Origin of the sequence: Aliirhizobium wenxiniae (assembly GCF_014201355.1) — a bacterium.
Lineage (GTDB): Bacteria > Pseudomonadota > Alphaproteobacteria > Rhizobiales > Rhizobiaceae > Neorhizobium > Neorhizobium wenxiniae.
This window is the reverse complement of sequence record NZ_JACHEG010000010.1, coordinates 144374-159007: the sequence shown is the minus strand read 5'-3', so window position 1 is coordinate 159007 and position 14634 is coordinate 144374. Positions and strand designations below refer to the sequence as shown.

Annotated in this window: 9 protein-coding genes; 6 read left to right on the top strand and 3 right to left on the bottom strand. The window is 58.7% G+C overall.

Translation table 11 applies throughout. The annotated features are described in order from the left end of the window. Nucleotides 1-105: 105 nt before the first annotated feature. From repC to HNQ72_RS26935, 5 genes are all read left to right on the top strand, one after another. Complete coding sequence (gene repC / locus HNQ72_RS26955) at nt 106-1317, top strand: plasmid replication protein RepC (RefSeq protein WP_183997132.1); 1212 nt, start codon at nt 106-108, stop codon at nt 1315-1317. Nucleotides 1318-3520: 2203 nt separating this feature from the next. After that, entirely contained in the window at nt 3521-4240 is a 720-nt protein-coding gene (locus tag HNQ72_RS26950; RefSeq protein ID WP_308422367.1) for a DUF3991 and toprim domain-containing protein, read from the top strand. Nucleotides 4241-4382: 142 nt separating this feature from the next. Further along, nucleotides 4383-4979 (top strand): DUF1419 domain-containing protein, encoded by a 597-nt coding sequence (locus tag HNQ72_RS26945; RefSeq protein WP_183997130.1) that lies wholly within the window; start codon nt 4383-4385, stop codon nt 4977-4979. An 11-nt stretch (nt 4980-4990) separates the two neighbouring features. Further along, entirely contained in the window at nt 4991-5386 is a 396-nt protein-coding gene (locus HNQ72_RS26940; protein WP_183997128.1) for a DUF3085 domain-containing protein, read from the top strand. 99 nt (nt 5387-5485) lie between these two features. Next, nucleotides 5486-10582: a DEAD/DEAH box helicase family protein gene (locus HNQ72_RS26935; protein ID WP_183997126.1), complete on the top strand. Its 5097-nt coding sequence runs from the start codon at nt 5486-5488 to the stop codon at nt 10580-10582. Nucleotides 10583-10952: 370 nt separating this feature from the next. On the opposite strand, the gene HNQ72_RS26930 is transcribed toward HNQ72_RS26935, so the two are convergent. The 3 genes from HNQ72_RS26930 to HNQ72_RS30450 form a co-directional block, all read right to left on the bottom strand. Beyond that, nucleotides 10953-11384, bottom strand: coding sequence for a type II toxin-antitoxin system MqsA family antitoxin (locus HNQ72_RS26930; protein WP_183997124.1), 432 nt, complete (start codon nt 11382-11384; stop codon nt 10953-10955). A gap of 159 nt (nt 11385-11543) precedes the next feature. Beyond that, nucleotides 11544-12182 (bottom strand): hypothetical protein, encoded by a 639-nt coding sequence (locus HNQ72_RS26925; protein ID WP_183997122.1) that lies wholly within the window; start codon nt 12180-12182, stop codon nt 11544-11546. An 8-nt stretch (nt 12183-12190) separates the two neighbouring features. After that, complete coding sequence (locus HNQ72_RS30450) at nt 12191-12373, bottom strand: hypothetical protein (protein WP_210319729.1); 183 nt, start codon at nt 12371-12373, stop codon at nt 12191-12193. Between the two features lie 467 nt (nt 12374-12840). Here HNQ72_RS30450 and HNQ72_RS26915 point away from each other — a divergent pair, with 467 nt between their 5' ends. Continuing rightward, nucleotides 12841-14595, top strand: coding sequence for a ParB/RepB/Spo0J family partition protein (locus HNQ72_RS26915; RefSeq protein ID WP_183997120.1), 1755 nt, complete (start codon nt 12841-12843; stop codon nt 14593-14595). Nucleotides 14596-14634 lie beyond the last annotated feature (39 nt).

Below are 14634 nucleotides of genomic sequence, written 5' to 3'. Positions count from 1 at the left end.
TATCTCTTAAGCAAAGATAGAATCGCATTTCCGAGAATCATCGTCAAGAGTCTAGGCGCCATTTTGGCGAACGAATTTCTTTTGCCTGCTCAAAGGTGAAAGACGATGCAAACGGAAAGTGTGACGACGCCTTTTGGGCGGCGACCGATGACGCTCGCTCTTGTGAGGCGGCAGCAAGCGGCCAAGCTAATCGAGTCCGGCAAAATCGCAGACAAGTGGAAAGTTTTTAGAGACGCATCCGCAGCAATGGAAGCGCTGGGAATCCAATCGAACAGCCTCGCTGTTCTCGATGCCCTACTGAGCTTTTACCCTGAAAATGAATTGCGCGGAGATGCGCAGTTGATTGTTTTCCCATCGAACATGCAATTGTCGCTGCGCGCGCACTCGATGCCGGGATCGACATTGAGACGCCACTTGGCTGCCCTTGTTGAAGCGGGGCTTATCGTCCGTCGCGATAGCGCCAACGGTAAGCGCTTTTCCAGAAAGAGTGCGGCGGGAGATGTTGATCAAGCCTTTGGCTTCGATCTGTCCCCTCTCCTCCTCCGCTCTGAAGAACTTGCTATGCTTGCCCAGGATGTCATCGCAGCACGCGCCGCCCACCGCAGAGCGAAAGAAAAGCTGACAATTTGCCGGCGCGACACTCGTAAACTCATCACGGCGGCGATGGAAGAAGGAGCTGACGGCGATTGGAAACTCATCGAAGATACCTATATCAACCTTGTCGGACGACTGCCCAGAACGCCTACGACTGCAGAATTGACTGATATCCTCGATGAGATGGAAATGCTGAAAGATGAAATCCTTAACTGTCTCGAAAGCAGAGATAATTCTGTAAATCATAGCACCAATGATGCTCAATTTGAGCGCCACATACAGAATTCAGAAACAGACTCCATTATTGAATTTGAACCTAGCTCTGAAAAGGAGCAGGGCGCAAAGCTGAGGGTATCTGAAACGTCGAGGGAGCCGCTGAAGTCGTTCCCGCTTTCCCTCGTGCTAAAGGCCTGCCCGCAAGTATCGGACTATGCACCGGGCGGCACGGTTAGCAGTTGGCGCGAACTCATGTCAGCCGCGGTGGTGATCAGATCGATGCTCGGTGTAAGTGCCTCTGCTTACCAGGATGCCTGCGAGGTTATTGGGCCTGAAAATGCCGCGGTGGTGATGGGATGTATTCTCGAGCGCGCCAACATGATCAATTCAGCGGGAGCCTACCTTCGCGACCTGACAAGACGCGCAGAGCGAGCCGAGTTTTCAATTGGGCCTATGGTGATGGCTGCCTTAAAGGCGAATAATCAGACGTACCTTAAAGCCGGGTAAGGCGATGACTATGTTGAGGCGGCTAGGCAGTGTAGTCAAATTTGAGCCAGTACCCGGCAGAGGCGAGATGGACCATGCCGAGGACGCGGTTGGGCTGGCTATTGAGGATCTGTTCATGTCCGATCTTCACGCGGCGGTTGGGCGGAACGGAATGACAGCTTCGACCTTTTGTTTAGTAGGAACGTCGCAGACCGCGTCTACGTCGTAGACCTTGCCTGCAGGAAGGGCATCGGCCGCGCGCTCGGGGAAGGCCGATCGGGGTATACAATACGCTTTGCTATAAACTCCTCGCGGGGTGCCGCGTGGAAGGGGACTCGTCGTCCAGGGGCATCGGTCCGTCTTTGACGCTTGGTTGGTAACCCGCCCCCGAGCGGCGGGAACGTCGGTGCGGACCGTGGTTCTGTTGACGCTTTAGCGGATGCTGTCCGTCGTGATCCCGGCGAGCGTCGGGCCGACTGCGATCCACACAGATCGCGGCAAAGCATGCCGTCGATGATGAGGCGGCCAGCCTGAACCATGATACTTACACTGATGAGGCAAGAAAAGCGACCACCGGCAAACCTGCACGAGCGAAAGTGAATTGGTGTGGAACGGAAACCAAGCAACGCGATGAGGAAGACGGCGGGATTTTTTTCTCCAAAACGGACCGAGTTACCCATCGTCTCTCAAATGGCGGTTTTGCGCAGCATGATTGGACGCCGGCCGATAGTTGAAATTTGTGCGAACGGTTAGGTCTAGCCAGCGTTAGTGCGATCTACTCTGCATTGTTCGTTTCAGAAGCCCTACGAGGAAGTTGACCGCGGTCATCAACCTAACTGATTGATAATTATTCCTTTTCGAAATTCCGAAACGGCCACATCTCGTCAATCGCTTGTGTACGAATGTCTAGGTCTCCGTGAGGGAGAATTGGCAAGAGCGTTGCCGAGACTGTAGACGCGAAGATGCCCGGATGGAAATTCTACACCGCGAGGTGGTTTGTGATGATTGTTCAAACGGCTCGCAACGCGCTTGGTTTTTCTTGGTGAGCAACGTGCATGGTGGGCTGTGGCTCGTCAGGGTGGGGACGGGGTACGGCATGTTGGGGGATCCGCCCACCTCAAGTCATCGGTTTAGCGCCGTGATTGCACAACCACGCTGCAAGATCTGTAAATAGTCCGGAGACGAGCGGGACGCTGAGGCCTGCTCAGCGATTGATAGACCGAGGAGCGGTCCGTCAATCAGATCGCAATCGAAACAGATATTTTTTGCGCGGGCGCCTTCCTTATAGCCGGCCATTACAGCTGATAGGGTATTGGTCAAGGGAGATAGAGAAATCGTCTATCCACGCACATGCCCGGCACTATCAATTCCGCGCGCGGCTGAAGAGAGCATCTTTCTCTGCTTCGTCTTGTGGGGATCGCTAAGTTTGCCGATAAGCCAATGCGATCGTATTGGGAGGGTGAGCCTCTAGCCGTCAGAGTGGGTGCAGCCCGAACTTATATCCAACGGGATGCCGGATTTTTTTGGTTTTTGAGGTGTTGCATAGGGTCGATCTGTTTTCCTCCTACTTAAATGACATATTTGGACCCGGAAACGTACTGAATGGCATGATCGTGTCATTTTTCGAAACTAATCGAGAAGATCGTCGATCATGGCCCCACTTTCATGAATGCAAACCTAGCACGGGCAGCCGGTTGACCGCGGTCATCACTGTAACACATTGATATTGCGTGAATGTTTACCGATGAAATTACCCTTGGTACCGCTTGCGAGCAGCAGGTGGCAAGGGAGGCTTCGCCGCGGCTGGTATTGTCCGCTGGAACATGTTGCCCGACCTGAGACCCGCCATCCGCGCCCTTGCCTCCTTTGCTCTTCGCGGCAAGCAGAGAGGCCCCACGCAATGTGAGGAAAAGGAAGATTAAGGAGAGGCGGGACTCTGGCCCGGGAAAAGAATGGAGAGACAGGAACTGGAAGACCTACGGGACCGTGTCCCATGCACTGTTGTGCTCGAACAGGCTGATTTCGCAATCGATCTAAGGGAGAGTACGCGGCGGGCGATGAAATATCGGCGCGGCGCGGATATTTCATCGTCATCCACGAAGGGAGGGGCTGGTTCGATCCCCTCTCCGACGCCAAGGGCGATGTATTTCGTCTTGCGGAACACTTGGATGGCCTGTCCTTCAGTGACGCCGTCGAGCGCGTGGTGGGGTTGATCGGGTTTGTGATGGCCCGACCAGGCCGGGCAAGGGCCAACTTTCCCCGGGTTGCGCAAAGCAGCCTTCGAGCCGCCTCCGTTAAAACCCGCTGGGCCGAGCGACGCCAGCTGTGGCAAGGTTCGGCGGCGTGGCATTATCTTCGCTCCGAACGCAGCCTTCCCGACAGTATCATTCGCGCCGCAGTGCGAGCCGATCTGCTTCGAGAGGGGCCTTATGGCAGCATATGGGCGGCACATTTCAACGACCAAGGAGCCGTGTCAGGCTGGGAAGAACGCGGTCCGCTCTGGCGTGGATTTGCCACAGGCGGTTCGAAGGTGCTTTTCCGATTTGGTGCCGAGGATGCGTTGCGGCTCTGCGTGACCGAAGCTGCGATCGATGCCATGAGCCTCGCAGCTTTCGAGGGCTTTCGCGAGGGCAGTCTCTATCTCAGCACCGGGGGCGGCTGGTCGCCGACCACCGACACGGCGATACGAAGGCTTGCAGCTCGTCCGGGTGTCCGGCTCATCGCTGCGACGGATGCCAATAGCCAGGGCGAGACATTCGCCAGCCGGTTGCGCGATATCGCAGACGTGGCCGGCTGCGACTGGCTGCGCCTGAACCCGCCGGAGGAAGACTGGAATGACGCGCTGCGCGCCCGGGAAAAAGAGAAAAGGGAAAGAAGAATGGAGAGGGAAGGGGAGGGGCGCGGAGGAGTTCTGCCGCATGCCCGCCGTGCGCGTCAAGGGTGAAGCTCCGCCCGGCTTTGCCGGCCCTTGACCCGCTGGAACGGTGAGGCGGCCTGACGGGAGGGGTCCAGAAGGGCTGAAGAGAAGATGGCGACCGCGAGGATCGGCTGCGTTTCAGGCCCGGACGAGCCCAAAGGAGCCCGACATGAGCGAAACTTCCATCCGCAAGATCTATCAGTGCATCGCCAATCGCCGGCAAATGTTCCGCATGTTCGACCGCCACATTCAGCGCCCCAACCAATGGGCGGGTGACGATTGCGCTCTTTATCGCGGTGAATGGTTTGAAATCAACCAGCCTTCGCATGACTATATGTTCGAGATCCTGCCGCCACTGTTCATGCGTGGCGATCTGTTTGCTTTGCGCGAATATCTCACCGGCTCGATCACCAGCGTCTTTTTCAAGCTCTGGATTGACGGAACGATGCGATACTTCCATGCCTATTGCGATCTGTCCGATCAAGGCTCTCTTGATCGCATGCGTGCCGCCATCGTCGAGCGTGAAGCAGTCCGTACGATGACCCGTGACGAACGTCTGGAGCATATCTGGTCCAGCACCGCGGACGATTATCGCGGATATGCGGGCGATCGCTGGCCTGAAACGGATAGAGGCCAACGCACCGTCACGCTATGGAGCCCTGGTCGCGGGACCATCCTGAAGCTGCTTGCTGGTCTGACGACCGATGAGATCAAAGCCAAAGTCCCGGTCCAGCTTCGCCATCTTCCCGATGCGATTGCAGCGTGAGGGGCGGGACGATGCTGACTTTTTCCATTGAGGCTGTGCGCAATGTCATTGCTCGAGGCATTGCTGACGCTAACGCCAATGGCGGGTTTCGCGACCCGCATGGCGGGCTTTCCGAGATCGACAACCGTAAGCCAGGGCTATGGCTGGTCGGCGACCACGGTGTCTATCTCTGCTCGAATGGCAGACTTGCCGGGGTACGTCCGCTCGTTGTCTACGCGCGGGAATGCGACCCAACCCGGAGCGACGACTGGTTTGAGATCAAGCGCCGCACCTTCGGTGGCGACGACGGCGTGGATTTCCTCGACGCCGTCGAACTCGAACGTTTGATGAGCGCCGCGCCCGACGCAACGCATATGCGCTTCAGCAGGGATGACCGGGCCATGACGATCGACCTCATCCGCCTCTGACACCGACCGCTACGGTCACCCGCCTCACAGTTTAGCGCCTGTTTTGCCGTGACCTCGTTGCGGATGCCGGCGCATGTCCAACCGTAGGAGAATTCCGCAATGGCACATGACGATCCCTTCACGTTCGATATGTTCGGAAACACCTCGCTATCCTCCGGGATCGCCCTTGGTGTGACCGCTTTCGCCGGCGATTTTGAGACTGGCCCGCAGGACGACGATCCAGACCCGACACCAACAGCGCCCGCAGCGGCACTCCGTCCCGCCGCGCGCACGAGGAGAGAGGGCCAACGAGCAAACTTCTATTTCGAAGTTGGTGAGGCCCGCGATTTGGCTCCATCGTGGAAAGAGCGCGCTAAAATCAATGTTGCGGCAATTCTGTCTGCAAACGAACTCGAAAAGCTCGACATCCCGGCAACACGGGAGCAGCAGAAGCGCCTGGTCCGGTTCACCGGCTTTGGTGCAGGCGAGCTTGCCAATGGCATGTTCCGCCGTCCGGGCGAGGCGGAGTTTCGCGAGGGCTGGGACGATCTCGGCGCTTCGCTGGAGACCGCCGTCTCGGGTCGCGATTATTCGAGCCTGTCCCGCTGCACCCAATATGCCCACTTCACACCCGAATTCATCATTCGGGCGATCTGGGCCGGCCTTCAGCGTCTCGGCTGGCGGGGTGGACGGGTGCTGGAACCAGGCATCGGCACGGGGCTTTTCCCAGCCTTGATGCCGGAGGTTTACCGCGATAAGTCCTATGTCACCGGCATCGAAACTGATCCGGTCACCGCCCGTATTGTCGGGATCCTGCAGCCGAAGGCTCGGATCATCACGGGTGATCTTGCCCGCACCGAGCTTGCGCCCATCTATGATCTCGCTATCGGCAACCCGCCTTTCTCCGATCGCACTGTCCGCTCGGACCGTGCCTATCGTCCACTCGGCCTTCGCCTACACGATTACTTCATCGCCCGGTCGATCGATCTCCTGAAGCCCGGTGGGCTCGCCGCCTTCGTCACCTCACACGGCACGATGGACAAGAGCGACACGACGGCACGCGAACATATCGCCAAATCAGCGGACTTGGTTGCGGCAATCCGGCTGCCCGAGGGCAGCTTTCGTCGCGATGCCGGCACGGATGTCGTCGTCGACGTCCTCTTCTTCCGCAAGCGCAAGGTTGGTGAGGCGGAGGGTGATCAGACCTGGCTCGATGTCGGTGAGGTTCAGACCGCAACCGGCGACGAGGGGGCGATCCGCGTGAATCGCTGGTTCGTGCGCCATCCCGATTTCGTGCTCGGCACCCATGCCCTCACCTCCGGGCCGTTCGGCGAGACCTACACATGCCAGCCGCTCGCGGGCTCGGATCTCGAAGCCGCTCTTGCCGCTGCCATCGATCTGCTGCCCATCGATCTCTATGACGGGGAGCCGACGCCCATTGATCTCGATCTGGAGGACGAGCTCGGCGAGATCGTCGACCTTCAGCAGGAGGATCGCGCTGTCCGCGAGGGCAGCTTCCTCCTCGACCGGTCGAAGGGCCTGATGCAGATGCTCGGCGGATCGGCCGTACCGGTGACCGTCCGTAAGGGCCGCGCAGGCGATGGAATCTCTGAGAAACATCTGCGGATCATCAGCAAGCTGCTCCCGATCCGCGATGCCGTTCGCGAGGTTCTGAAGGCGCAGGAAACCGATCAGCCGTGGCGCGATCCTCAGGTGCGATTGCGTATCGCCTGGTCGAGTTTCGTGCGCGATTTCGGGCCAATCAACCACACTGTCGTCTCCATTCTGGAAGATGCCGGGACCGGCGAAGTCAAAGAGACCCATCGCCAGCCGAACCTTACACCGTTCCGTGACGATCCGGACTGCTGGCTGGTCGCCTCGATCGAGGACTATGACCTCGAAACCGACACCGCCCGACCGGGCCCGATCTTTTCCGAGCGGGTGATTTCACCGCCGGCCGCACCCGTCATCACCTCGGCCATGGATGCTCTAGCCGTGGTGCTGAATGAGCGAGGTCGCGTCGATATCGATCACATTGCCGAGCTTATGCATCGCAATCGCGATGCAGTGGTTTCAGACCTTGGTGATGCGATCTTCTGTGATCCTGCGGATGGATCGTGGCAGACTTCCGACGCGTACCTGTCCGGCCCGGTTCGCACCAAGCTTACCACTGCGCAGTCTGCAGCCGAGCTCGACCCGGCGTTTCAGCGCAATGTCGCGGCATTAGAGGTAGTACAGCCCGCCGATCTGCGCCCATCTGACATCACCGCCCGGCTTGGCGCACCATGGATCCCGGCACCCGATGTCATTGATTTTGTGCGCGAGACCATGGACACGGAGATCCGAATCCATCACATGCCGGAACTCGGCTCTTGGACGGTAGAGGCGCGACAGCTCGGGTATAGTGCGGCCGGCACATCGGAATGGGGCACCAGCCGCCGTCATGCCGGCGAACTTCTGGCCGACGCCCTCAACAGTCGGGTCCCACAGATCTTCGATACATTCAAGGACGCCGATGGAGAGCGTCGGGTGCTGAATGTCGTTGACACCGAAGCTGCTCGCGACAAACTTCAGAAGATCAAGGAGACATTCCAGACCTGGGTATGGTCGGAACCTGATCGGACCGATCGGCTGGCGCGGGTCTATAACGATCGTTTCAACAACATCGCGCCCCGCAGGTTCGATGGCGCGCATCTCCAACTCCCCGGCGCCTGCAGCGCGTTCTCGCTCTATGGCCATCAGAAGCGTGGCATCTGGAGGATCATCTCGTCCGGGTCTACCTATCTTGCCCATGCCGTTGGCGCCGGCAAGACGATGACCATGGCGGCAGCGATCATGGAGCAGAAGCGTCTCGGCCTGATCGCCAAGGCTATGCTGGTCGTTCCCGGACATTGCCTCGCGCAGGCGGCGCGGGAGTTTCTTGCTCTCTACCCCTCGGCCAATATTCTCGTAGCCGATGAGACGAACTTCACCAAGGACAAGCGAGCCCGGTTCCTGTCGCGGGCCGCAACTGCGGTCTGGGACGCGATCGTCATCACCCATTCAGCCTTCAAGTTCATTGGCGTGCCATCTGCCTTCGAGCAACAGATGATCCAGGATGAACTCCAGCTCTACGAAGATATACTCGCAAAAGTTGCTGACGAAGATCATGTTTCGCGCAAACGTCTCGAACGCTTGAAAGAGGGGCTTCAGGAGCGGTTGAAGGCGCTCGCCACGCGCAAGGACGATCTTCTGACTATCTCGGAAATAGGCGTCGATCAAATCGTCGTCGATGAGGCGCAGGAATTCCGCAAGCTGTCTTTTGCGACCAATATGAGCACGCTGAAGGGGATCGACCCGAATGGATCGCAGAAAGCCTGGGATCTCTATGTAAAGAGCCGGTATATCGAAACGAAAAACCCTGGCAGGGCACTCGTGCTGGCCTCCGGCACACCGATCACCAATACCCTTGGGGAGATGTTCTCGATCCAGCGACTGCTCGGCTTCGAGGCATTGCATGAGCGCGGCCTGCACGAATTCGATGCCTGGGCGAGCAATTTTGGCGACGAGAAAACCGAGCTCGAACTTCAGCCGTCGGGCAAATACAAGCCGGTGTCGCGCTTCGCTTCCTTCGTCAACGTGCCCGAGCTGATCGCCATGTTCCGCGCTTTTGCCGATGTGGTGATGCCGGAGGACCTGCGCCAATATGTAAAGGTCCCGGAGATCGCAACTGGAAAACGCCAGATCGTGACCGCAGCGCCGACGCTCGCCTTCAAGGCTTACCAGCAAATGCTGGAAGGCCGGATCAAGGCGATCGAGATGCGCGAGGGGCCGGCTCAGCCTGGCGACGACATTCTGTTGTCGGTGATCACCGATGGCCGCCACGCCGCGATCGACCTGCGCCTGGTCATGCCGGCAATGGACGACGAGGCCCAGAACAAGCTCAATCTCCTGATCTGCAATGCCCACCGCATATGGCAGGAGACTGCGCAAAACAGTTATCGTCGACCGGACGGCAAGCCCTATGAGCTGGACGGCGCAGCGCAGATGATCTTCTCCGATCTCGGCACGATCAATGTCGAGAAGAGCAGGGGATTTTCTGCTTACCGCTGGATCCGCGATGAGCTTATCCGGCTCGGCGTGCCAGGATCGGAAATCGCTTTCATGCAGGACTTCAAAAAGACCGAGGCGAAGCAGCGCCTGTTCGGTGATGTCCGCGCCGGCAAGGTCCGCTTTTTGATCGGCAGCTCCGAAACCATGGGAACCGGAGTGAATGCGCAGCTTCGGCTGAAAGCCTTGCACCACCTCGACGTGCCGTGGCTGCCCTCGCAGATAGAGCAGCGGGAAGGCCGGATCGTTCGTCAAGGCAATCAGCACGATGAGGTCGATATTTATGCTTATGCCACACAAGGCTCGCTCGACGCGACCATGTGGCAGAATAACGAGCGCAAGGCGCGCTTCATTGCAGCAGCATTGTCCGGCGATACCTCGATCCGTAGGCTGGACGATCTGAACGAGGGACAGGCTAACCAGTTCGCCATGGCGAAGGCGATCGCCTCCGGCGACGAGCGTTTGATGCAAAAGGCGGGCCTTGAAGCTGATATCGCCCGGCTTGAGCGACTGCGCGCCGCCCATGACGACGATCTCTTTGCTGTGCGCCGTCAGGTTTCCGACGCGGAACGTGAGATCGCCACGGCGAGCCGGCGGATCGAGGAAATCGGCCAGGACATCGCGCGACGTCATCCAACGGGCGGCGACGCGTTTTCCATGCTTGTGAAAGGCAAGACGTTGACCGAACGCAAGGACGCGGGCCGGGTGCTGATGAAGGAAATCCTGACCCTCGTCCAACTTCAGAGCCAGGGTGAGGTTCTCCTCGCCTCAATCGGCGGCTTTGATCTCGTCTACGAGGGCGAGAAATTCGGGCGTAGCGACAACTACCATTATCAGACGGTTCTGCAGCGCACAGGCGCAGACTATGAGATCGACGTTCCCGTAACCGTCACGCCGCTTGGCGCGATCTCCCGGCTCGAACATGCGCTCGACGGGTTCGAAGAGGAACGTGGGCATTATCTCAGCCGGCTCGACGACTATCGGCGCAGGCTTGCATCCTACACGTCGAGGCAGGGTGGAGAATTCGCATTTGCGGATGAACTGGCCGAAAAGAGAACGTCTTTGCGAGAGATCGAAAAACAGCTTGCTTCCGACGTTACCGGTGACGGTGCGGACAATGCTGCATAGCTGGAATGCGCAAAATTTAGGTGCGTTATGCTGAGAAATTGATCATAACGCTCACAGCTGATGCACATGGCGGTCACCTCCCAGTTCCGCCGCAACAGCTGTTCCCCTCTGGAGGTTCAAGATCTCCACACTTTATGGGCCGCGGTTTTCCGTCGGCCCTTTTTTCTTGGTTCGTCAGAGCGCTTCTTATTTGGAAATCGTCCCGTCCAATCCGGAAGGGAGCGGCGTCCAATCCGGAGTGGCGAGAGTTTTAATCAGCGTTTTCGCAGAAATTCAGTGGCATCGTGTCGCGTCGATGCCTCTTTCGGTCGTGCCAACTGCTGAAGCGTCGTGGGAGGCTTTGCCTGGACACCGCCTATGTCGTGCCAATTTAACTCGCCTGCTGGCACAGTTCATCGACGAGTTTGGAATGGCGGTCCAGAACCCCCAGCAACTGGCTGGTCGGGCCGCTTGGTTCGACTAAGCCGCGCGTGTATTTGTCGAAAGCGTCCTCGCCGACTTTCAGGATGCCGCCGGCCTTGCGCAGCGACAGGTTCGGCCAGTGGCTGACGCACTTGATCGCCGTTGGCGCGGGAATGCCTTCCACGTCTTCCTTGAGTGCGCGCAAGGCAATGTCGGTCACATTCATGTCGTCACCAACATGGACCCCGTCATCCTCTTTGGCTCGATAATAACCGGGCAAGTCGACCGTTTTGCTCCGTCCTTTGTAGCTGACGATGAACGGGCGAACGTCGCGACGCAGAACCTCGCCTGTTTTTGGTGAGACCATTGCGTCCGGCAATGTCTGTACAGCAGATGCCATTCTATCTCTCCTTGAACATGATGCCGGATTCAGTGATCACGTCCGCCTGACTCTTAGAATATATTCCAAATCGTCGTCTGGCACGAGCAATGAAAGACGTCTTGTCACGCGCGATGATCGCAAATGCAACAGCAGGCGGCGCAGGATTTCAGCGCAGGCCTACGCGTTGACGACCGCGGCGATGTCCTGCAGATGGCGCAGGCCGTTGGGCGCTTTCGGCGCGAGAAGATCCCGTTCGATCTCCATGATCACACTCCTGACCGTGTCCGTTTTGTTCATCCCAATCGCCTTCATGAGCCACTGGACGTCCCGATCGGTCTTGGGCGAGATCTTGAACGATAGTCTGCGCTGTGGGATCCTCACAGCCTTGCCGACCCGATTGCGCTGTTCGATCTTCGCCGCATTCCAGGTTTCGAATTCGCGTCGAAGCATTCCGGCAGCGCTTTCGTCGTGTCGAAGGCGTTGAAGGTAGAAAGCGAACAGCGATTTTCTCAATCGTGTCGTTGCATCCGGATCGATCCGGTAGGCAGCCGCATCGATAATCTCGATCTCGGGAGCTGGGATGCTGACTTCGAGCGGGATATCGGCTGCCTCCCGCGCGCGCCGGATGGCAGGCGTGGATTGTGCGGGGATCGACACAACGGCCTCGCATTCGTCGCAGACTGCCGCGAGGATCCCTTTCACCACGCCTGTCCCGTCATCGAACGGCACATCACGGTAGGCGAAGGTCGTCGAAACGAGCTTGCCACAGTCAGGGCAGATCGCATTACTCGTGTCGCCGGGCTGATAAAGCTTCATGGGTAGCCTCATTGATGCACGCTGATGAACACCGTATCCGGGTCAACGAAGTAGAATTTGATGTACCAGCCATCACGCTGGATGATGTGGACTTCGATCGACGGCGCATGGTGATGCGGTGAAGATTGATGGTCTTGTTCCTGGCAGCGCTTGAGGACGTCACAAATCTGCTCTGCCGTTACCAATCCCATGAAGCAGGTTCTTCGTCGATACATTCGAGCGCGTCGTCTCATGCTGGAAAGTCCCGCTTTGCAGCGCCGTGATAACCTTTCTCTTCGCTTCCTTGAAACCTGTCTTCGGCATATATACGAAGATCCTCGTAAAAAATCAATCCGCCAAGTGCGCCGACTTAGCTACCGAGACATGCTCGATTGGGGCGGCCGGTTCAAGCTCCATGGGAATGAAAGAGGGAAAAGGAAAGGGGAAGAAACCCTCTCGCAGATCGCCTGTCCCGGCGTCGCTTCGCTCAACCGCCCCCTCCTCAACCCTGCCCGTCGGTCTCGCAGGGCTTAAGGCCCCGCTCTTCCTGCCGGGCAGGGCCGCTCGGGCGCAGTTGCGCCGGACCGTTCGCCCCGCGGTCCGGGAGATGTCTTCGGAAAGAACTGAAAGCAGGAAGGGGTGGCGACCGCCGCTCCGAAACCCGCAAGGAGCAAAACACATGCATCTCATCACGATTGACCCACGTGCGTTAAATGACAACCCCGACGACGCGCGCCAGACAAAAACGTCGCCCCAGTCCGACGCGCTGCTTCTGGCAACGGTGAAGGCCGTCGGTATCATCCAGCCTCCCGTTGTTTCGCCGCAAACTAACGGCGGCAATGGTTATGTCATCCAGGCAGGTCATAGGCGCAAGCGTGCTGCCATTGCAGCAGATCTCGCTGAAATCCAGGTCCTCGTTAAAGATCCCGCCGACGACAACGGTGCCATGCAGTCCATGGTCGAAAATATCGCTCGCGAGCCCCTCAACCCCATCGATCAATGGCGTGGCATCGAACGGCTCGTGGCCCTCGGCTGGACCGAAGAGGCGATCGGCGTAGCGCTGGCGCTTCCGGTTCGCCAGATCCGGAAGCTTCGGCTTCTCGCCAATGTCCTGGCCGCCATGCTCGATCACATGGCGCTCGGCGACATGCCGAACGAACAGCAGCTTCGCACGATTGCCGCGGCGTCGCTCGATGAACAGAAAGAAGTCTGGAAGGCGAACAAGCCCAAAAAGACAGAGCGTGCCGACTGGTACAATATCGCTCGCGCTCTCTCGAAAACCCGCATGTTCGCCAAGGATGCGAGCTTCGGCGACGATCTCGCAAGCGCCTATGGGATCGAATGGGTCGAGGACCTCTTTGCACCCGCCGACCAGGACAGCCGGTACACGACGAATGTCGAGGCGTTTCTCGGAGCACAGCAAGAATGGATGACGGTCAATCTTCCAAAGAAGGGCGCGATCGTAGACGTCAACAATTGGGGGCAGCCCGAGCTCCCGAAAAAGGCTGAGCGGGTCTATGGCAAGCCTTCGAAGTCAGATCATGTCGGCATGTATCTCGACCGTGAAGGCAAGGTGCAGTCCGTCGCGTATCGTATGCCCGAGGAGAAGAAGACCAAAGGCACTGCGGCCAGCGGTGGGAGCGACGGTAGTGCTGTGATCGACAATCCGAAAGCACGCCCCGACGTGACGCAAAAGGGGCAGGACATGATCGGCGACTTCCGCACCGATGCTCTGCACGACGCTCTATCGCGGGCGCCGATCGAGGACGACACGTTGATGGGGCTGCTCGTTATCGCATTCGCGGGCCTGAATGTCCGGGTCGATTCCGGCGCGAGCGATACGGTGATCGGACCGGGCCGTCTCCGGCGGCATGCCGCCCGCCTCATCTCGGATGACGGTAAGCTCGACATAACCATGGAAACGCTCCGTGTTGTCGCGCGCTCCATGCTGATCGACGTCCTGTCTTGCCGGCGTGGCATGTCGAACAGCGGCGTCGTCTCCCGGATTGCCGGTGACACGATCGGCGCCGACGGCTTCCTTCCCAATATGGGATCGGAGGATTTCCTTCTGCGCCTGTCGAGGCAGGCGCTCGAGGCGGTCGCAAAGGATGCGAATGTGACGCCGCGTCAGAGGGTGCGGGAGACGCGGGCCGAACTCGCCAGCCACTTTGCTGAAGACCGCTTTGTCCACGCTTCGGCGCTCTTCGCGCCCGACCCTGCAGACATCATCAACCTGAAAAAGCACGGGGAGGTATTCGACAAGGCCGAGCCCGATAAGGATAGCCTCTCGAATGACGCCGACCTCGATGGCGCCGGTGATCCCGACGGAGATCCTGTAAGTGAGGCCACAGATGATGGCGATGCCACCGAGGCCGGCGTCGATGAACCCGATCTCGATGAGGATGAGCGCGCTTACGGTATCGCGGCCGAATAGCGGCCTTGCACGCACGCTTCTCTCCACGACCCAACCGCC